The sequence below is a fragment of the Nocardioides guangzhouensis genome (assembly GCF_004519545.1).
Classification (GTDB): domain Bacteria; phylum Actinomycetota; class Actinomycetes; order Propionibacteriales; family Nocardioidaceae; genus Nocardioides; species Nocardioides guangzhouensis.
Genome location: NZ_SDKM01000045.1, coordinates 14,997 through 32,506 on the forward strand (window position 1 = coordinate 14,997; position 17,510 = coordinate 32,506).

The following is a 17,510-nucleotide window of genomic DNA, read 5'->3' on the forward strand; positions in this document are numbered from 1 at the left end:
GGGCCCCCGCGTGAGCGCGAGCGAAGCGAGTGGTCTCGTGGGGTGGATCACAGCTTCACCACCTGGGTGGCCTCGCTGTCGTCGTCGCCCAGCTCCCCCTGGCCGGAGAGGTCCGGCACCGGGCGGCGGGCCTGGTCGGAGATGCGGAGGAGCAACGCGATGATCACCCAGTTCGCGACGAGGGACGAGCCGCCGTACGACAGGAACGGCGTGGTCAGGCCGGTGAGCGGGATCAGCTTGGTGACGCCACCGACCACGACGAACACCTGGAGGGTCAGCACGAAGGCCAGGCCGGCCGCGATCAGCTTGCCGAAGCCGTCGCGGCACACCAGCGCCGCGCGGAGGCCGCGCTCGACGATGAGGCCGTAGCAGACGATGACCGCCATCACCGCGGTGAGACCGAGCTCCTCACCGATGGCACCGATGATGAAGTCGGACTCGGCGTAGGGGATCCGCTGCGGGGAGCCGTTGCCGAAGCCGCGGCCGAGCAGCCCGCCCCACGCCATCCCGAACATCGACTCCACGATCTGTCCGCTGCCGGGCGAGTCGTAGTAGTACCGCATCGGGTCGAGCCAGATGTTCACGCGGGACTGGACGTGGCTGAAGAACTGGTAGCCGAGGAACGCTCCGACGAAGAACAGCCCGCCACCGACGACCAGCCAGCCCGGTCGTTCGGTGGCGATGTAGAGCATGGTCAGGAAGATGCCGAAGAACAGCAGCGACGATCCGAGGTCGCGCTGGAAGACCAGGATCGCGAGGCTGATCAGCCACATCACCAGGATCGGGCCGAGGTCGCGGCCGCGGGGCAGGTCGATGAAGAGCACCCGGCGGCCGGCCAGCGCCAGCGCGTCGCGGTGCAGGACGAGGTAGCCGGCGAAGGCGATCACCAGCAGCACCTTGGCGATCTCGCCGGGCTGGAAGCTGAACGGCCCCAGGTGGATCCAGATCCGGGCGCCGTTCACGGTGCGGCCGATGCCCGGCAACATCGGCAGCAGGAGCAGGGCGATCGCGGCCAGCCCGGTGGTGTAGGTGAAGCGCTGCAGGACCCGGTGGTCGCGGAGCACGACCAGGGTGGCGATGAACAGCAGCACGCCGAGCGTCATCCAGATCAGCTGCTGGCGGGCGAACTCGTGCTGCGTGCGGCCGGCCGCCTCGTAGGCCAGGTCGAGGCGGTGGATCACCGCCAGGCCCAGGCCGTTGAGCGCGGCCACGACCGGCAGCAGCACGGGGTCGGCGTACGGCGCGACCCAGCGGACCACCACGTGGCAGGCGATTATCAGGACCGCCAGCCAGCCGCCGTACGCGACCAGGTCGGCGGGGACGCTGCCCTCGACCCCGAGGCCGACCGCGGCGTAGGCGCCGATGCCGACCACCAGGGCGAGCACGAGCAGGAACATCTCGGCCCCTCGGCGGCGCCGGTGGACGAAGCCGAGGAAGCTGTGGGGAGGTGCTGACTTCTGGGACATGGCGGCCTCAGGCACCCGAGTCGGTGGCCGTCGTGGTGTCGGCCGAGGAGGACTCGCGGTTGGCGGCGAGGTTGTCGACCGTCCGGCGGGCGTCCTCGAGGCTGTTGGCCTCGATGCCCTGCCGGACCTGGCCGGCGTCGTAGTTGCTGAGGTTGTCCAGCTCGATCGACGACTCCTCGTAGGGGTGGTGGAGCGTGACGCCGGGCAGGTTGGCGTCGACGCCACGGAAGATCGTGACGTTGCCGTCGTGCTCGGAGACGTAGTACTGGTCCTGGCTCCAGGAGTACGCCGCGGCGGCGCCGACCCAGACCAGGCCGGCCACGATCGCCAGGGCCGCGAGCCGCTTGAGCCAGACGAAGCGGCGCGGCGCCCGCGGTGCGTAGCGGGCCACCTCGGGGTCGATCGGATCGGTCGTGATCGCGTAGGGGACCTCGTCCGGCACCGGCTCCATCTCACCGGTGTCGCCGCTGCGGTGCCCCCGGAACATGTGCGCCACGCCGCCCCGGTTGCGGCGCGGGAGCTCGGCGGCGGCGCCGAGCAGCAGCGGCTCCAGCGGCTCCTCGAGCTCACCCTCGACGACGTCCGCGACGACGCAGGTGACGTTGTCGCTGCTGCCGGCCTCGAGGCTGGCGCGGACCATCTCGACCGCGGCGTAGTCGGGGGTGCCGCTGCCGAGGATGTCGGACATGCGGTCGTCGTCGAGGACGCCGCAGGCACCGTCGGAGCAGAGGAACAGCCGGTCGCCGGGCGCGAGGTCGACGAAGAACAGGTCCGGCTCGGCCTCGTGGATGCCGTCGACGGCCTTGAGGATCAGGTTGCGGTGCGGGTGGAACCGCGACTCCTCCTCGGTGATCCGGCCCTCGTCGATCAGCGACTGGACGAACGTGTGGTCCTTGGTCAGCTGGGTGAGCGTGCCGTTGCGGTGGAGGTAGGCGCGGCTGTCGCCGATGTGGCCGAGCGCGACCCGGGAGCCGTCGAACAGGGCGACCGTGAGCGTGGTGCTGGTGCCGTTGAGGGCGGGGTCCTCCTCGACCAGCTCGCCGATCCGGTCGTGAGCGCGGTGCACTGCCCCGGCGACCAGCGCGAGGAGGTCGTCGGTGGGTCGGACGTCGAGCTTGCGCAGCTGCTGGACCGCGGTGCTCGACGCGATGTCGCCGCGGGCGGCACCGCCCACGCCGTCGCAGACCGTGAGCACCCAGGGGCCGGCGTACCCGGAGTCCTGGTTGTCCTTCCGCACGCGGCCGACGTCGGAGATCCCCGCGAACCGGAGGCTCAGTGGGGTGGCGTCGGGGGTGTCCGTCATCCGTTACTTCCTGAGCTCGAGGACCGTCTTGCCGATGCGCACCTGGCTGCCCAGGGACAGCGTGGTGGGCTGGTTGATCCGGGCAGATCCGACGTACGTGCCGTTGGTGGAGCCGAGGTCCTCGACGAACCACTGGTCCTCGGCGCTCGCGATGCGTGCGTGCCGGGTCGAGACGTAGTCGTCGTCGAGCCGGATCTGGGCGTCGGGGCCACGGCCGATGAGGATGGTGCCGTGGGCGAGGTCGGCGCGCTCACCGGCGTTGGCGCCCTCGATGACGGCGACGTGGGTCGGGCTGCCGCGGCGGCGGGCCGGGGCCTTGGCGGCCTTGCCGGTCTTGCTCGCCTTGCGCCGCTCGGCGCGCGGTGGGGTCGCGCCGCTGGGCATGCGGGCGCCGAACATGTCGGTGCGGATCACCGAGATGGCCGAGAGCACGAAGATCCACAGGATCGCGAGGTAGGCGAACCGGATCAGGAAGAGGGTCAGCTCGCTCATCCGTGGGGCTCCTCGTCCACCAGGACCACGGTCATGGACGTGTTGCCGATCCGGATCGTGGAGCCGGCGTTCAGCGGGGCCTCGCGGACCCGGGTGCCGTCGACGATCATGCCGTTGGTCGAGCCGAGGTCGTGCACGCTGAGCGTGAGCACGCCGCCGTCCTGGGGACGGCCGAGCTGGAGGCGGAACTCGACGTGGCGCCGGCTGATCCCGGGGTCGTTGATCCGGAGGTCGGCGTCGGTGCCACGGCCGACCACCAGGCCGGGCGGGTTGAGCGGGTGCCGGGCGCCGTTGACCTCGACGAACACCCGGGCCCGGCCGTACATCGTGTCCGTGGCGTTGGTGGTGACCTTGGCCTGGGCGGCGCTGCGCACCCGGAACCGGCCGGTGGTCAGGTCCTCGGCCGCGTCGAAGGAGATCTTCACCGGGCCGGGGAAGACGTAGCTCTGCTGCTCGGCGTGGTCGCGCAGCTGCTCGGTCATCTCCCGGGCGAGGGCGTTGTCGTACGGTGCGAGGCGCTCGAGGTCGGTCGCGCTCAGCTCCACGTGGAAGTTGTTGGGGACCAGTCGGCGCTCGCGGCTCAGGATCTGCGCGTTGTTGTCGAGCTCGCGCTGCAGCGCGGCGGAGATCTCCACCGGCTGGACGGCGCTGCGGAACGCACGTGCGAAGACACCCGAGATCATCTGCTCCAGACGGTTCTCGAAGTTCTGGAGTCCACCCACGCGCGCCTCCTCTCTGCTCTGTCGTGGCCGGGTCGCGTCTCGGCCGAGGTCGGTCCTGCCGGGCAGGCCGACAGCGGGCCGCACCCCGGTCCGGCTCTGGCGATCGTATCGGGGCCCGGGTCGTCCACCGTCTCGTGTGCCCCGCGGTTTGGGCGAATCCTGACCACTGGGATAGCCTGACCCCGCTTCACGCGCGAGTGGCGGAATAGGCAGACGCGCACGGTTCAGGTCCGTGTGTCCGAAAGGACGTGGGGGTTCAACTCCCCCCTCGCGCACGTGAGTGACTGGCCCCGGGTCCCGGATCCGGGGCTTCGTCCATTTCCGGCACCTACTGCAGACGAGGGTCGAGCGCGAGGTCGATCAGGCGCTGGTCCAGCTCCGCGCTGAGCCGCGCCTCGCCCTCCTTCACGACCCGGGACTCCGTGACGACCACGGTGTGTCGCGACCCGACGTACACGAACACGCGGCTGTCGGCCCGGGAGTTCCGCGGGCAACAGTCCGCCCAGTCCTCATCGCCCCAGGCACCGACGAACACCGTGGTCGGGTCGTCCGCGCCGTACACGCGACGTTCGACGCAGTCGACGAGCGAGCTGCGCCCGCATGCCGGCGCCTCTCCCGCGGGGGACACCTGCACGCTGAGGACCACGCGTCCGAGACGTCCCCACGTCTGCGCATACCCCGGGTGACCCGTTGCGGAAGGCGCCCGACGGTCGCTGCGGTACCGCGGGAAGTGGCCCTCCACCACCGCCACGACGGCCTGGTCCGACGGGACGGCGAACGCCGTCTCGGGAAGGGTGAGTCGCGGGTCGGCGGCCGCGGCGGCCAGGGAAGCCGGACTGAACGGGTTGACGTCGGGCATGCCCCGGCCATCCACCACGACGTAGCCGACCAGGCCGTCGGGTCGCTCGACCGCGACCGCCACCTTGTAGTCGCCGCAGGTCACGTACGCCGACGCCGGCCCGTCGAACGCGCCGCACCGCCGCCCGTAACGGGCGATCCTGGCCCGCTCGCCGTGCGGCCCCGTGAACCGCTCGTCGTTGCACGACTCCGTCCCGTTGGAGGGTGTCGGCCCCTCGAGGAGGTAGCGGCACCCGTCGAGCGGATCGAGGCCACTGCGGTCGACGATCAACCCGACACGTGCGTAGGCGGGGTAGATCGAACCCTCGACCGGTCGTTCGAACGTGGCTCCGAAGGCGGAGCTCTCGAAGACCTTGAGGTGTGCTCCCGTCGGGTCGAGGTGATCAGCCGCGACCGCAGACCATGCATCCCGGGCCCCCTCCAGGGGATCCGGGACGTCCCACCCGTATCCGTCGCGCGGGGCGACCGCGGTGTCGACCCAGGTCTCGGGTGACTGCGACTTCGCCGGCGCCGGACTGGGTGTGACCGGCGTCGGGCTGGGCGTGACGGGCGGTGCCGTGTCGGTGTCGCGCGAGGCCGCCACGATCCCGGCGACCACGGCCAGCACCGCTGCAGCCGCAGCGAGACCGACCACCGCGCCGTGACGGTGACGGCGGTCGCGCTCGGCCTCCTGGATGGCGCGGTCGAGGTCGCCGTACACCGGGACGTCCGCCACGATCGCGTCGAAGGCCTCGTGCAGGCCGCTCATGACTCCACTCCTTCGAACGGGGCCACCGCGTCGGGGGCCAGCTCACGCAACCGCTGGAGCGCGACCCGGGCCTGCGACTTCACCGTGTTCGGGCTGACGCCGAGCGCGGCCGCGGCCTGCTGCTCGGTGAGGTCCTCGTAGAACCGCAGCACCAGGACGGCGCGCTGTCGCGGCGTCAGCCGGGCCAACGCACTCGCCAGCGTGAGCCGGTCGGTGGCCGTGCCCGCCTCGTCGGCACCAGCAGTGTCGGGGGGTGAGGCCCAGGGCAGCTCCCGGAGCCGCCGCCGTCTCCAGCCGTCCACGAACCGGGTGTAGAGGATCCTTCGGACGTAGGCCTCGGGGTCCACCTGGCCGGACTTCTGCCAGCGCCGGACCAGGACCACGTAGGTTTCCTGCACCAGGTCCTCGGCTGCCTGGTGGTCGCCGGTCAGCAGGTAGGCCGCCCTGGAGAGCGCGGCACCGCGTGCCGAGACGAACTCCCTGAGCTCGACCTCCCGGTCCATGGGACCACTCTCCTCGTCCGCGACGCTGTCAGTCCTGTAACGCAGAAATCCCCGGGCACGGGTGGGGCGATCGACACCCTTCCCTGACCGGTAGCGTGCGATCGCCCCCTCGAGCAAGGAGCACTGCATGCGCATCGCCGTCTTCACCGGGTCGGCCGCGGGAGCCGCGGAGCACCGCGAGCACGCGGCCACGTTCGGGCGGGAGCTCGCGGAGGCCGGCGTCGGGATCGTGTACGGCGGGGCGCACGTCGGGCTGATGGGCGTGGTCGCGGACGCCGCCCTGGCCGCGGGGGGCGAGGTGATCGGCGTCATGCCGCAGCACCTCGTCGACCGTGAGGTGGCGCACGACGGGCTGACCCGGCTGGAGATCGTCGAGGACATGCACACCCGCAAGGCGCGGATGGCCGAGCTCGCGGACGGGTTCGTGGCGCTGCCCGGCGGGATCGGGACGCTGGAGGAGCTGTTCGAGGTCTTCACCTGGGCCCAGCTCGGGCTGCACGCCAAGCCCACCGCCCTGGTGGACCCCCACGGGTTCTACCGTCCCCTGCTCACGCAGCTCGGTGACATGGTCGCCCATGGCTACCTCGGGCAGGACCGGCTCGACGCCCTCGGCGTGGTCGACGCGGCGGCGACGCTGCTCGCCTACGTCGAGGAGCACCAGCCGCCGGAGGCGCGCTGGTCGCGGTCCCGAGGGTGACGGTCGTGACCCTGTCGGTCGCCGGTGCCACGATCAGGGCATGGCGTACGACGAGGGGCTGGCGCAGCGGGTCCGCGGCGAGCTGGCGGGCGAGCCGGGGCTGACCGAGAAGAAGATGTTCGGGGGCCTCGGGTTCATGCTCGAGGGCAACATGGCGGTCGCCGCGAGCAGCCAGGGCGGCCTGCTGCTGCGGGTGCCGCCGGAGCGCACCGGCGACCTGGCGGCCGAGCCGCACGCCGGTCCGTTCGAGATGCGCGGCAAGGCGATGGACGGCTGGCTGAGGGTAGACGCCGACGGCGTCGCCTCCGACGAGGACCTGCGGCGCTGGGTGGCGATCGGCGTGGAGCACGTCCGGACGCTCCCGCCGAAGCCGCCCACGTGAGCCGGCCCCGGTGCCAGAGGCACCGGGGCCGCACCCGCTCAGGACCGAGGAACGCCCCCGGACCGGGGTCCGGGGGCGCTCCGGGTCCTCACCCGCCCGAGCCGGTGTGGGGTGAGGTCACAGTCGGCACTGTCCCTCGTAGGTCGTGAGCGTGGCGATGTTCACCCACTCGTCGTCGTAGACCTTCGTGACCACCTTGGCCCGGAACAGGTCGTCGTTGCCGCCGACGGCGAGCGCCAGCTCGGGAGCCTTGATGCCGTTCCACTGGTAGGCCGAGATGTTGTAGGCACCCACGTTGACCATGCGTCCGCGCTTGCCCACGGCTGCCTTCGTCGAGGCGACGTCGACCCACGTGCCGTTGTAGGTCTTCTCCTGGGCGATCAGGTAGGTCTTGACCCGGAACGTGCGGAAGTGCTTGTCGGACGGGCGCTTCTCCCGGCCTGTCACCGTGACGTAGATCGTCCCGCCGTCGGCGGCGTCGTCGCCGTCGTCGCAGGAGAAGCCGAACGTGGTCTGGCTGTACGCACCCTGGGTGTAGGTCATCGCGTGCGCAGGTACCGCAAGGCCCGTCAGGGCGAGCGCGACGGCCGTGACCGCCAGCTTCAAAAGTGTCCTCATCGCTGATCCCCTATGTGTGTGGGCGGCCCCCCACAATGGGCCGCCCGAGATAGTGGACATTCCTCCTTCTCAAAGGGGACCCGCAAGGCCTCTCGGGGGAAGTTGGCCCGCACTCGTCACCTACCTAGACCCCCTTGCGGAGTGGCGGGCTGCGGCATGCGGTACCCCAGTGCAGGGGTGATTTCGGAAGCACTGCTCATGAGAGGGCGACTCGCTGGTGGGCCGCGCGATCCGGATGTATCACCCTCCCGCCGCGACCCTCTTCCCCGGCATGACCCTTCTTGCCGGCCCGGCATCGCCCCCTGTCCCCGCCCCGCTCCGACGGGACGTGGCCGGGGCGCCGGCCCGCGCCGGTGATCCGACCGACGCCTCGCCGCGCGCGACGCCGTACCTCGAGCTGGCCCCGGCCGCCGCCGTACGGCGCTTCCGACGGCTGGCCGCCGCGCTGCCCGGTACCGCGGTGCACTACGCGGTCAAGGCCAACCCGCACCCCGCCCTCCTCGGTGCCCTGACCACGGCCGGCTGCCGCTTCGACGTGGCCGGGCCGACCGAGGTCCGTGCCTGTCTCGCGGTCGGCGCCGACCCGGCCGACCTCGTGCACTCCAACCCGGTGGCGCGGCGCGACGCGCTCGCCGAGTGCGCCGCCCTCGGCGTCGGCCTGTTCGTGGTCGACTCCCCCGAGGAGGCGATCAAGCTCGCGGAGAGCGCGCCCGGGAGCCGGGTGCTGTGCCGCATCGTCACGTCCGGCAGCGGGTCGGACTGGCCGTTGTCGCGGAAGTACGGCTGCTCGGCGCCCCAGGCGATCGAGGTGCTGGCGCTGGCCGCCGGCCTTGGCCTGCGCCCGGCCGGGATCTCCTTCCACGTGGGTTCGCAGCAGCGCGACCCCCAGGCCTGGGCGTCACCGATCGCCGCCGCGGCCCGGGTGTTCGGCCTGCTGCGCGAGCACGGCATCGTGCTCGACACGCTCGACCTCGGCGGCGGCTTCCCGGCCCACCTCGAGGGCGGCGCCCTCCCGCTCGCGGCGTACGGCGCGGCGATCGAGACCGCGCTCCGCCGCAGCTTCGACCGGGCCGACCTCCCTCGGCCGCACACCCTGGTCGAGCCGGGCCGGTCCGTGGCCGGTGACGCGGGCCGGGTGGTGGCGAGCGTGGTCGGCGTGCTGCGCCGCGGGGACACCCGCTGGGTCTACCTCGACGCCGGCGTCTTCACCGGCATGGTGGAGACGCTGGACGAGGCGATCCGCTACCGGATCAGCACCAGCGCCGACGGCGGGCCCACCGGGCCGTGCGTGCTGGCCGGGCCGACCTGCGACAGCGCGGACGTCCTCTACGAGAAGCAGCCCGTGCAGCTCCCGCTCGCGCTCGCCGAGGGCGACCGTGTCGTGCTGCGCTCCGCTGGCGCCTACACCACCTGCTACTCCACCGTCGGCTTCAACGGGTTCGCGCCGCTGGCCACCGTCCTGGTGGACGGATGAACGCCCCGGGAGCGGCCCCGTGACCGGGTCCGTGCGACGGCTGCTCGCGAGCCACGCGCTCGCGGCCACCGCTATGTCGCTGCCCTGGCCGCTGCTCCTGCTGCTGGTGTGGGAGCAGACCCACAGCGCCGCGGCGCTGGGGCTGGCCGGCGCCGCCCGGATGGCGCCGTACGTGCTGTTCTCGTGGGCGGTGGGCCGGCTCGCCGACCGCTACCCCCGGCACCTGATCGTGCTGGGCACGCTGGGGTCCCGCCTGCTCGCCCTGGCCGCGATGGCGCTGCTGCTTCTCGCCGGCCAGGTGCTCGGGGCCGTGGTGGCCGCGGCGGTCGCCGTCGCCGTGGCCACCCCGGCCTACCCGGCGCTCGCCGCCGCGATGCCGGACGCCGCCCGGGAGGACGCCCACCGGGCGACCAACCTGCTCGTGACCGTCGAGGTCGCGTCGTTCGTCGTGGGGCCGGCGCTGGGTGGGTTGCTGCTCGCCCCGTCGCTCCAGCCGCTGGTGCCGGTCCTGTCGCTCCTGGGGGTGGCGGCAGCAGCGGCGCTGTTCGGGGGGATCACGCTGGCGGCGCCGGGCCGTGGGGAGCCCGGCGCCGCGGCGGTTCCCGGGCTCGCGGGAACGCTGCGACGTAGCCCCGCCCTGCTCGGCGCGATCGGCGTGGTCTCCGGTGTGAACGCGGTGCTGGCCGCGGTGGCGATCGCCCTGCTGCCGCTGGCTGAGGAGTCCTGGGGCGCCGGCGGTACGGCGTACGGGCTGGCCAGCGGGGTGCTCGGGTTCGGCGCCCTGGCCGGACCGCTGCTGGTCCGGATCGGCAGCGAGGACCGGGCACGGGCCCGTACGGGCATGCTGCTGCTGGCCGGCTGCCTGCTGCTCGTGGTGCCGAGCGCAGGGCTCGCGTGGGCGGTGCTCCCGCTCGCGGTGGTCGCCGCCGCGGCCGTGCAGGTCGAGTCGGCCGCCACCGGGGTCATCCAGGAGGCGGCACCCGACGAGGTGCGGGCCTCGGTGCTGGGCGTCACCGACACCGCGATGGTCGCGGCGGCCATGGCGGGCTCGCTGCTGGCGCCGATCCTGGCCACGGCGGTGGGACCGCGCAGCCTGGTGCTGGCCGCGGCCGTGCTGGCCGCCGGGTCCGCCCTGCTGGTGCGGGGGCCGCAGGCAGCACCGGAGCGCGCCGCGGCGTCCGTGCCCCCGGCCGTGCCCGCGCCCCGCCTCCTGGGGGACGCGGCGGCCACCTCACGGCCGGGGGTCGCGCGCAGCGCGCTCCGGTAGTCCGTCAGCGCCTCAGATGAAGATCACCTGGGCGCCCTCGGTGAGCTCGATGAAGTCCGCCGCCGAGATGATCCCCTCGACCTCGTCGTAGAGGTTCTCCTCGGTCAGGTGCTGCATGTCCGCCGACATCCGGCACGCCCACAGGTGACCGCCGGAGTCCACGACCTGCTGGAGGAACTCCGGGACCTCCGGCACGTCGAGCTCCGCGATCGCCTTCTTCATCTGGCTGGTGGCCAGGTGGGTCATGCCGGGGAGGCCGCCGAGGCCCTGCGGCATGTGCGTCGCCGTGTTGCCGATCGGGGTGAACTTCAGGTTGCCCATCGTCTTCTTGTTGATCATGTCGAAGCCCCAGAACGTGAAGAACATGTGCACCTCGACGCCCTCGCCGAGTGCCGCGTTCGCCAGCACCAGCCCGGGGTAGGCCATGTCGAGGTTGCCCTTGGAGCAGATGATCGCGAGCTTGCGACCGGAGCCGTCCGCGCCGAAGTCGGGCACCAGGGGTGCGGTCTGCTGGGTGGTCATCGCGTCCTCCTTCCTCGTGCTCACACGCAGCCGCGGGGCTTGGGCAGGCCCGCGACGTACGCCATCTTCTTGGCCGGCTTGGCCGGGAAGAGCTCGAACAGCCGCTTGACCGGGGTGCCGGTCTGCGCGGAGACCCGGCGCAGCGTCGCGGTCTCACCCTGGTCCGCGAAGTCCACCCGCAGGTAGCGCAGCAGCGCCCGGTGCTCGTCGGTGAGCTCGATGCCGATCTGGGCGGCGAGGGTGTCGGCAAGCTCCTCGTCCCACTCGTCGTACTCGGTGAGGAACCCTTCCGCGTCGACGTGGATCGAACGGTCGGCGATGGTGGTGACGGTCATGTCACGCCTCCTGCTTCTCGGACGGTGGGGATCCGGCGGGCACCCGGTGCTTGCCGGCCATGGACAGGTGGGCGGGCAGCGGGATCGGGTGGCCCGGCAGCAGGACGTGCCAGTAGACCCACTCGAAGGCCTTCTTGCCCAGGTGGTTGGTATGCGTCTCCTCCAGCAGGCGCAGCGGGCCGATCCCGGGGACCGGGAAGCTGCCCGGCAGCGGCTCGACGTCGTAGTTGAAGTCGATCAGCATCGCCTTGCCGTCGCCGCTCTCGACGAAGCAGTTGGCGTGCCCGTCGAAGGAGCGGGTCATCGGCCTGCCTGCGATGTGGTCGAGGAAGTTGTCGACGAACACGTCGACCGAGAAGTGGGCGACCGACCCGGCCTTGGAGGTCGGGATGTCGTTGGCGTCACCGATCGCGAAGATGTCGTCGTACCCCTTCGCCAGGAACGTGTGCCGGTCGACCGGGACGTGGTTGAGCTCGTCGCCGAGACCGGACCGGGCGACGAAGTCCGCGCCCATGTTGAGGGGCACGGTGACGAGGAGGTCGAAGGGCACCTCGCGCTCGTCGTACGACACGAGCATCCGGGCGTCGTTGTCGACATGCTCCACCAGGAAGTCCGGCTCGACCAGGATGCCGCGCTCCTCGAGCAGGTGCCCGAGCCGCTCGGAGGCGACCGGCTTGGTGAAGGCGCCGGGGAGTGGCGTCACGTAGACCAGCTCGACCCGGTCACGCAGGCCCCGGTGCCGGAGCCAGGCGTCGACGAGGAACGTGAACTCCAGCGGAGCCACCGGGCACTTGATCGGGAGGTCGGTGACGTGCACGACCAGGCGGCCCTCCTCGAAGGTGGCCAGCCGGTCGCGCAGCGCGGTCGCCCCGTCCAGGGTGTAGAAGTCGAAGACGCTCTCCTGCCACAGCGGCCCGTCCATGCCCGGGACCTCGGAGGGGCGCGGGCTGGTGCCGGTGGCGATCACGAGCTGGTCGTAGGGCAGGGCCAGGCCCCAGTCGAGGGATACCGTGCTCTCCTCGGTGTTGACGCGTTCGATGCCGCCGCTGATGAACCGGACGCCGCGGTCGAGCTGCTGGACGCGTGGGCGCACGAGCCGGGCCGGCTCGGCGTCGCCGAACGGGACGAACAGCAGGCCGGGCTGGTAGACGTGCCGGTTGTCGCGGTCGACCACGGTCACCCGCCAACCGTGCCGGTTCAGGCGCCTGACGAGCTTGTTGGCGACCATCGTCCCGGCGGTCCCGCCGCCGAGGATCACGAGCTCCTTCATGGTGACCTCCCACCTCGAGTCAACTGCTCACGACCGGCGGCCCACAGGGCGTGTCGTCCCCGGCCGGAGGACGAAGGTCCTGTCGTACGACGTCCGGCCGCGAGCGCGCCATCCGGCGGGTCAGGACGTCGTGCAGACCCCGGGACCGGGCAGGTCCGGGTCGGGGGCGGCCAGCTCGTGCTCGACGATCGCTGCCACCTCGGGAGCTCGCGGCAGGCCGGAGTGGGAGACGTGCAGGCCGGGGCAGACCGACTGGACCGAGAACGCCAGCGCGCCCTCGAGCCGTGCCGAGGTGGGCGGCACCACGGTGCGGTCGTCCTCGGTCCACAGCGAGATCCACCGCGGTCCCCGGGGGGTCTCGTCGCCACGGTTGAGACCGTCGAGGAGGTCGCTGCCGGCCATCAGCTGCCGGCAGCCGATCGGGCACGGACGCGCGGTGCCGTGGGTGAGGTCGGTGCCGTGGTGCGGGGAGCCGACGGTGACGATCCGGCGGGCCTGGCCGTCACCGCCGAGCTCCGACACCCAGATCCGGGCCACGATCCCGCCGGCCGAGAAGCCGACCACGTCGACCGAGGGCGCGCCCCCGGCGATCGAGCGGGCGGCGGCGGCCGCGAGCAGCATCGCGTGCCCGCGCAGGTTGCCGCGGCCGTCGCCGGGCGCGGGCACGATCTCGGCCTCCCGGCCGTGGGCGCGGAGGGTGGCGGCGAGGACCTCGAGCGACGCCGTGTTGCCGCCGTACCCGGGCACCAGCAGGACCGGGCCGGCGCGCCCCTGGTCGACCGGCTGGACGTCGGGTTCGCCGCCCAGGAACACGGCCGCCAGGACGGCGACCAGGGCCAGCGCCACGGCGACGGCCACGCCCAGGAACAGGCGTCGCGGCGCCGGCGCGAGGGTCTCGGGCACGGGTCGCTCAGTCCTCCGGTTCCGCGGGTCGTACGGCGGCGAGGATCCCGGGGTTCCGGCAGGCCTGGGGCACGCCACCAACCGTAGTCGGTGGCGTGCCCCGGGGAGCGCTCCTGCGAGGTCAGGCCCCGGCGGGCTGCAGCTCGCGCTCGTCGTCCGGGTCGTCCTGACCCTCCGGCCGGTCGCCGTACGCCGTCGCCAGGTGCGGTCGCTCCAGCGACTCGCCCTCGACGTCGACGTTCGGCAACAGCCGGTCGAGCCAGCGGGGCAGCCACCAGGCCTTCTCGCCGAGGAGGTACATCACCGCCGGGATCAGCGTCATCCGCACCACGAACGCGTCGAACACGACCGCGACCGCGAGCGCGAAGCCCATCGACTTGATGATCGGCTCGTCCTGGAGCATGAACGCCGCGAACACGGCGGTCATGATCACCGCGGCGGCGGCCACCACCCGGGCGCTGTTGCGGAAGCCGTCGACGACGGCCTCGCGCGGCGACGCCCCGTGCACGTGCGCCTCGCGGATCCGGGTGACCAGGAAGACCTGGTAGTCCATCGCGAGCCCGAAGACCACGCCGATCAGGAAGATCGGCATGAAGCTCACGATCGGCTGGCCCTCCATGATCCCGAGAGCGCCCTCCTGGAAGACCGCGACGGTCGCGCCGAGCGTGGCCAGCACCGAGAGCAGGAAGCCCAGGGTGGCGGTGAGCGGCACCAGGATCGAGCGAAACACCAGCATCAGCAGGAGGAACGCCAGCCCGATGACCACGGCGAGGTAGATCGGCAGCGCGTCGCTGAGCCGCTCGGAGACGTCGGTGGTGATCGCGGTGAGGCCGGTGACGCCGATGGTGGTGCCGGTGTCGGCCTCGATCCCGGCCTGCCCGTCGCGGAGCGCGGTGAGCAGGTCCTCGGTGGCGGTCTCGTCCGGGCCGGTGCGCGGGGTCACCATGATCTGCGCGCCGCTCTGGTCCTCGTTGGCGCCGACGACCTGCGCGTTGCGGACGTCCGGCTGGTCGGCCGCCCACGCCGCCACCTCGCCATACGCCGCGGCGCGGTCGTCGGCGGGCAGGTCACGGCCGTCGACGACGACCAGCATCGGGGCGTCGCGGCCCGCGCCGAACGCGTCGGCGATCAGGTCGGAGCCCTTGCGCTGCGTGGTGTCCGCGGCGGCGGTGCTGTCGGTGGGGAACGCGAGGTGCAGGTCCTTCAGCGGTACCGCCAGCGCGCCCAGCGCGACCACGACGAGCAGCACGACGGCGACCGGGCGGCGACCGACCAGGCTGGCCCAGCGGGTGCCGTTGTTGCGGATCCGGCCGCGCTCGTCGCGCTTCGGGAGGTGCTTCCGGACCCGGCCGCCGAACGCCTTCGACTTCGTCATCCCGAGCACCGCCGGCAGCAGGGTGAGCGCGACCAGCACCGCGATCAGCACGGTGGCGGCGGCCGCGAGGCCCATCGCGGTCAGGAACGGGATGCCGACCACGGAGAGCGCGGCCAGCGCGATGAGGACGGTGAGGCCGGCGAAGACCACCGCCGAACCGGCGGTGCCGACCGCGATACCGACCGCCTCGGAGCGGTCTCCGGTGTGCTCGAGCTCGTTGCGGTAGCGGGCCAGGATGAACAGCGCGTAGTCGATGCCGACAGCCAGGCCGATCATCGTGGCCAGCATCGGGGTGCTGGACCCGATGTCCATGAACGCGGTCATCGCGGTGATGCCGGTCATGCCGAGCGCGACCCCGAAGATCGCGGTGAGGATCGGCAGGCCGGCCGCGACCAGCGAGCCGAAGGTGAGCACCAGCACGAGCAGCGCGATCGCGATGCCGATCAGCTCGGAGGCGCCCCCGGGCGGCGCCATGCTGCTCATGCCGGCGCCGTTCGCCTCGGCAGTGATGCCGGCGTCGCGGGCCGTCGCCAGGGCGTCGTTGACGGCGTCCTGGGTGGCCGGCTGCACGTCGGCGACGGTGTCGACGTCGAAGCTCCAGGTGATGGTGCCGACCCGGCCGTCCTTGCTCAGCGAGGACACGGCCTCGGCGTCGGCGACGGCCTGGTCGCGCGGCGTACCGCCCTCGACGGCCTGGTCGACCATGCCCTTCTGTTGCTCGGGCCAGGCCACGGCCGGGTTGGCGAGCGGGGTGTCGGCCGGCATCTGCGGGCCGTCCTCGAGGTCGGCGATCAGGTCGTCGACGGCGTCGGAGTACGTCGGCTCCGCGAGGGTGTGCCCGTCGGGCGCGGCGACGACGACGGTCACCGTCGCCTGGTCGAAGGCGTCGGTTGACTCCGGGAACAGCTCGGCCTGGAGGTCGGCGGCCTTCTCGGAGGGGATGCCCGGGATGGAGAAGGCATCGGTCATCGGCCTGGACATGGTCGCGGCGACGGCGCCGACGGCGACCATCGCGACCAGCCAGCCGGTCAGGAACAGCGGCCAGCGCCGGTAGGCGGTCGTGCCGATGCGGTAGAGCAGGCGTGCCATGGGTGTTCGTGTCTCCCCGTGAGATGAGTGTGATCTGGTCTGGGTCGGTGCGGCGGGTCGGTGCTGTCGGTCAGGACAGGAGGTCGCGAGCGGTGCGGAGCGCGTCGACGTACGCCTCGCCCATCGAGAGCCGGCCGGCCGGGTCGGCGAGGACCTGGTCGAGCACCACGTCGTGCAGCGCGACCACGATCATCAGCAGGATCCGGCCGCGCTCCTCGGAGAACCCCGTCCCCTCCCGCTCCTGCAGCAGCGCGGTGAAGTCGCGGGTGATCGACTCGAACCGGTCGTGCGCCGCGGCGTGCAGCCGGGGGGTCGACCGGATCACGCGCCGGGCCACCTCGGCCTCGTCGCGGTCGAACCCCTTGACGGTGAGGATCCGGGAGATCAGCGCGCCGATGTCCTCGACCAGGTCGCCGGTGGGGCCGCGGTCCCGGAACTCCTGGACGACGTCCTCGTCGACCTCGGGGCCGTGGCCGAGCACGGCGTCGACCTTGCTGGGGAAGTAGTTGAACAGGGTCCGCCGCGAGACGCCCGCGGCCTCGGCCAGGTCGTCCATGGTGAAGCCGTCGAACCCGCGCTCGTCGGTCAGCCGCTGGGCGCACACGGTGATCCGGTGGGCGGTGTCCACCTTCCGCGATGCGATTGCACTTTCCGTCACAGAGTGCAGTTTTGCACTCTGGCGAACGTAGTGCAAATCGGCGGACGGGGTCGTTGTGGTCGTTGTGGCCGTAGGTGACTTGTGCGTAACCACGCGCACGGAGAAAGGTTGGTGCCATGGCAGCCACCCCGTCGTCGTACTCGATCACCATGCGCCTCTACACCGCGCCCGACCACGGGGTCATCGGAGCCGTGGCCACGAAGATCTCCGAGGCCGGCGGCATCGTCACCGCGATCGACATGGCGGAGTCGCGCCACGACCGCCTGGTCGTCGACGTCACCTGCTCCGCGGCCAACGAGGAGCACAGCCACCAGCTGGTCGCCTGCGTCGAGGAGATCAGGGGCGTCGAGGTGCACAAGGTCTCCGACCGCACCTTCCTGCTGCACATCGGCGGCAAGATCGAGGTCACCTCCAAGGTGCCGCTGAAGAACCGCGACGACCTGTCGATGGCCTACACCCCGGGCGTCGGGCGGGTCTCCTCCGCGCTGGCCGCGAACCCTGCCGACGTCCCCCGGCTGACGATCAAGGGCAACAGCGTCGCCGTGGTCACCGACGGCTCGGCGGTGCTCGGCCTCGGCAACATCGGCCCCGGCGCCGCGCTCCCGGTGATGGAGGGCAAGGCCGCCCTGTTCAAGCGGTTCGCCAACATCAACGCCTGGCCGATCTGCCTGGCCACCCAGGACACCGACGAGATCGTCAAGGCCGTCGAGATGATCGCCCCCGGGTTCGGCGGCATCAATCTCGAGGACATCGCCGCCCCGCGCTGCTTCGAGATCGAGGCCAGGCTGCGCAAGTCTCTCGACATCCCGGTCTTCCACGACGACCAGC

Annotated in this window: 18 protein-coding genes and 1 tRNA gene; 6 read left to right on the plus strand and 13 right to left on the minus strand. The window is 72.1% G+C overall.

Features of this window, described 5'->3' with window-relative positions; all coding sequences use genetic code 11:
- Positions 1-47 precede the first annotated feature (47 nt).
- The 4 genes from EKO23_RS21480 to EKO23_RS21495 are packed head-to-tail and all read right to left on the minus strand — an operon-like array spanning position 48 to position 3,983.
- Positions 48-1,466: an FtsW/RodA/SpoVE family cell cycle protein gene (locus tag EKO23_RS21480; protein WP_134720529.1), complete on the minus strand. Its 1,419-nt coding sequence runs from the start codon at positions 1,464-1,466 to the stop codon at positions 48-50.
- A gap of 7 nt (positions 1,467-1,473) precedes the next feature.
- Positions 1,474-2,769: a PP2C family protein-serine/threonine phosphatase gene (locus tag EKO23_RS21485; protein ID WP_134720530.1), complete on the minus strand. Its 1,296-nt coding sequence runs from the start codon at positions 2,767-2,769 to the stop codon at positions 1,474-1,476.
- A 3-nt stretch (positions 2,770-2,772) separates the two neighbouring features.
- Positions 2,773-3,261, minus strand: a complete 489-nt coding sequence (locus EKO23_RS21490; RefSeq protein WP_134720531.1) for an FHA domain-containing protein FhaB/FipA — start codon at positions 3,259-3,261, stop codon at positions 2,773-2,775.
- Complete coding sequence (locus EKO23_RS21495; protein WP_134720532.1) at positions 3,258-3,983, minus strand: FHA domain-containing protein; 726 nt, start codon at positions 3,981-3,983, stop codon at positions 3,258-3,260. Before EKO23_RS21495 ends, EKO23_RS21490 begins: the two co-directional genes overlap by 4 nt.
- 191 nt (positions 3,984-4,174) lie before the next feature.
- Here EKO23_RS21495 and EKO23_RS21500 point away from each other — a divergent pair.
- Positions 4,175-4,258 (plus strand) — tRNA-Leu (locus EKO23_RS21500).
- Between the two features lie 53 nt (positions 4,259-4,311).
- Here the strand turns inward: EKO23_RS21500 and EKO23_RS21505 are convergent.
- Together EKO23_RS21505 and EKO23_RS21510 are read right to left on the minus strand one after the other, a co-directional pair.
- On the minus strand, positions 4,312-5,589 hold the full coding sequence (locus EKO23_RS21505; protein ID WP_134720533.1) for a hypothetical protein: 1,278 nt from the start codon (positions 5,587-5,589) through the stop codon (positions 4,312-4,314).
- Positions 5,586-6,092, minus strand: a complete 507-nt coding sequence (locus EKO23_RS21510) for a SigE family RNA polymerase sigma factor (protein ID WP_134720534.1) — start codon at positions 6,090-6,092, stop codon at positions 5,586-5,588. The genes EKO23_RS21505 and EKO23_RS21510 overlap by 4 nt, the downstream gene beginning before the upstream one ends.
- 127 nt (positions 6,093-6,219) lie before the next feature.
- Between EKO23_RS21510 and EKO23_RS21515 the strand changes: the two genes are divergently transcribed.
- Both EKO23_RS21515 and EKO23_RS21520 read left to right on the plus strand, forming a co-directional pair.
- Positions 6,220-6,789 carry an LOG family protein gene (locus EKO23_RS21515; protein WP_134720535.1) on the plus strand — a complete coding sequence of 190 codons (570 nt, stop codon included), beginning with the start codon at positions 6,220-6,222 and terminating at the stop codon, positions 6,787-6,789.
- A gap of 40 nt (positions 6,790-6,829) precedes the next feature.
- Positions 6,830-7,171: a TfoX/Sxy family protein gene (locus tag EKO23_RS21520; RefSeq protein ID WP_134720536.1), complete on the plus strand. Its 342-nt coding sequence runs from the start codon at positions 6,830-6,832 to the stop codon at positions 7,169-7,171.
- Positions 7,172-7,288: 117 nt separating this feature from the next.
- Here EKO23_RS21520 and EKO23_RS21525 read toward each other — a convergent pair whose 3' ends face one another.
- Positions 7,289-7,789: a hypothetical protein gene (locus EKO23_RS21525; RefSeq protein ID WP_134720537.1), complete on the minus strand. Its 501-nt coding sequence runs from the start codon at positions 7,787-7,789 to the stop codon at positions 7,289-7,291.
- A gap of 271 nt (positions 7,790-8,060) precedes the next feature.
- On the opposite strand from EKO23_RS21525, the gene EKO23_RS21530 reads away from it, so the two are divergent.
- Both EKO23_RS21530 and EKO23_RS21535 read left to right on the plus strand, forming a co-directional pair.
- Positions 8,061-9,263, plus strand: coding sequence for a type III PLP-dependent enzyme (locus tag EKO23_RS21530; protein ID WP_134720538.1), 1,203 nt, complete (start codon positions 8,061-8,063; stop codon positions 9,261-9,263).
- Positions 9,264-9,282: 19 nt separating this feature from the next.
- Complete coding sequence (locus EKO23_RS21535) at positions 9,283-10,530, plus strand: MFS transporter (RefSeq protein WP_134720539.1); 1,248 nt, start codon at positions 9,283-9,285, stop codon at positions 10,528-10,530.
- A gap of 12 nt (positions 10,531-10,542) precedes the next feature.
- Here the strand turns inward: EKO23_RS21535 and EKO23_RS21540 are convergent, their stop codons facing one another.
- The 6 genes from EKO23_RS21540 to EKO23_RS21565 all read right to left on the minus strand — a co-directional run bounded on the left by EKO23_RS21540 (position 10,543) and on the right by EKO23_RS21565 (position 16,652).
- Positions 10,543-11,052, minus strand: coding sequence for a DsrE/DsrF/DrsH-like family protein (locus EKO23_RS21540; protein WP_134720540.1), 510 nt, complete (start codon positions 11,050-11,052; stop codon positions 10,543-10,545).
- Between the two features lie 20 nt (positions 11,053-11,072).
- Entirely contained in the window at positions 11,073-11,387 is a 315-nt protein-coding gene (locus EKO23_RS21545; protein WP_134720541.1) for a TusE/DsrC/DsvC family sulfur relay protein, read from the minus strand.
- A 1-nt stretch (position 11,388) separates the two neighbouring features.
- A complete protein-coding gene (gene sqr, locus EKO23_RS21550) occupies positions 11,389-12,657 on the minus strand; it encodes a type III sulfide quinone reductase, selenoprotein subtype (protein ID WP_134720542.1) in 1,269 nt (422 codons plus the stop codon).
- A gap of 120 nt (positions 12,658-12,777) precedes the next feature.
- Positions 12,778-13,560, minus strand: coding sequence for an esterase/lipase family protein (locus EKO23_RS21555; protein WP_134720543.1), 783 nt, complete (start codon positions 13,558-13,560; stop codon positions 12,778-12,780).
- 121 nt (positions 13,561-13,681) lie between these two features.
- Positions 13,682-16,024, minus strand: coding sequence for an MMPL family transporter (locus EKO23_RS21560; protein WP_134720544.1), 2,343 nt, complete (start codon positions 16,022-16,024; stop codon positions 13,682-13,684).
- A gap of 70 nt (positions 16,025-16,094) precedes the next feature.
- Entirely contained in the window at positions 16,095-16,652 is a 558-nt protein-coding gene (locus EKO23_RS21565) for a TetR family transcriptional regulator (RefSeq protein ID WP_134720545.1), read from the minus strand.
- Positions 16,653-16,798: 146 nt separating this feature from the next.
- Between EKO23_RS21565 and EKO23_RS21570 the strand changes: the two genes are divergently transcribed.
- A partial coding sequence (locus EKO23_RS21570) for an NAD-dependent malic enzyme (RefSeq protein ID WP_134720546.1) occupies positions 16,799-17,510 on the plus strand: 712 nt, incomplete at its 3' end.

What these genes read in the sequence shown, in the direction of transcription:
- EKO23_RS21545 (WP_134720541.1), bottom strand. Translation starts at nt 11,387, where the DNA reads ATGACCGTCACCACCATCGCCGACCGTTCGATCCACGTCGACGCGGAA.
- EKO23_RS21530 (WP_134720538.1), top strand. Translation starts at nt 8,061, where the DNA reads ATGACCCTTCTTGCCGGCCCGGCATCGCCCCCTGTCCCCGCCCCGCTC.
- EKO23_RS21510 (WP_134720534.1), bottom strand. Translation starts at nt 6,092, where the DNA reads ATGGACCGGGAGGTCGAGCTCAGGGAGTTCGTCTCGGCACGCGGTGCC.
- EKO23_RS21505 (WP_134720533.1), bottom strand. Translation starts at nt 5,589, where the DNA reads ATGAGCGGCCTGCACGAGGCCTTCGACGCGATCGTGGCGGACGTCCCG.
- EKO23_RS21540 (WP_134720540.1), bottom strand. Translation starts at nt 11,052, where the DNA reads ATGACCACCCAGCAGACCGCACCCCTGGTGCCCGACTTCGGCGCGGAC.
- EKO23_RS21560 (WP_134720544.1), bottom strand. Translation starts at nt 16,024, where the DNA reads ATGGCACGCCTGCTCTACCGCATCGGCACGACCGCCTACCGGCGCTGG.
- EKO23_RS21525 (WP_134720537.1), bottom strand. Translation starts at nt 7,789, where the DNA reads ATGAGGACACTTTTGAAGCTGGCGGTCACGGCCGTCGCGCTCGCCCTG.
- EKO23_RS21520 (WP_134720536.1), top strand. Translation starts at nt 6,830, where the DNA reads ATGGCGTACGACGAGGGGCTGGCGCAGCGGGTCCGCGGCGAGCTGGCG.
- EKO23_RS21490 (WP_134720531.1), bottom strand. Translation starts at nt 3,261, where the DNA reads ATGAGCGAGCTGACCCTCTTCCTGATCCGGTTCGCCTACCTCGCGATC.
- EKO23_RS21485 (WP_134720530.1), bottom strand. Translation starts at nt 2,769, where the DNA reads ATGACGGACACCCCCGACGCCACCCCACTGAGCCTCCGGTTCGCGGGG.
- EKO23_RS21515 (WP_134720535.1), top strand. Translation starts at nt 6,220, where the DNA reads ATGCGCATCGCCGTCTTCACCGGGTCGGCCGCGGGAGCCGCGGAGCAC.
- sqr (WP_134720542.1), bottom strand. Translation starts at nt 12,657, where the DNA reads ATGAAGGAGCTCGTGATCCTCGGCGGCGGGACCGCCGGGACGATGGTC.
- EKO23_RS21480 (WP_134720529.1), bottom strand. Translation starts at nt 1,466, where the DNA reads ATGTCCCAGAAGTCAGCACCTCCCCACAGCTTCCTCGGCTTCGTCCAC.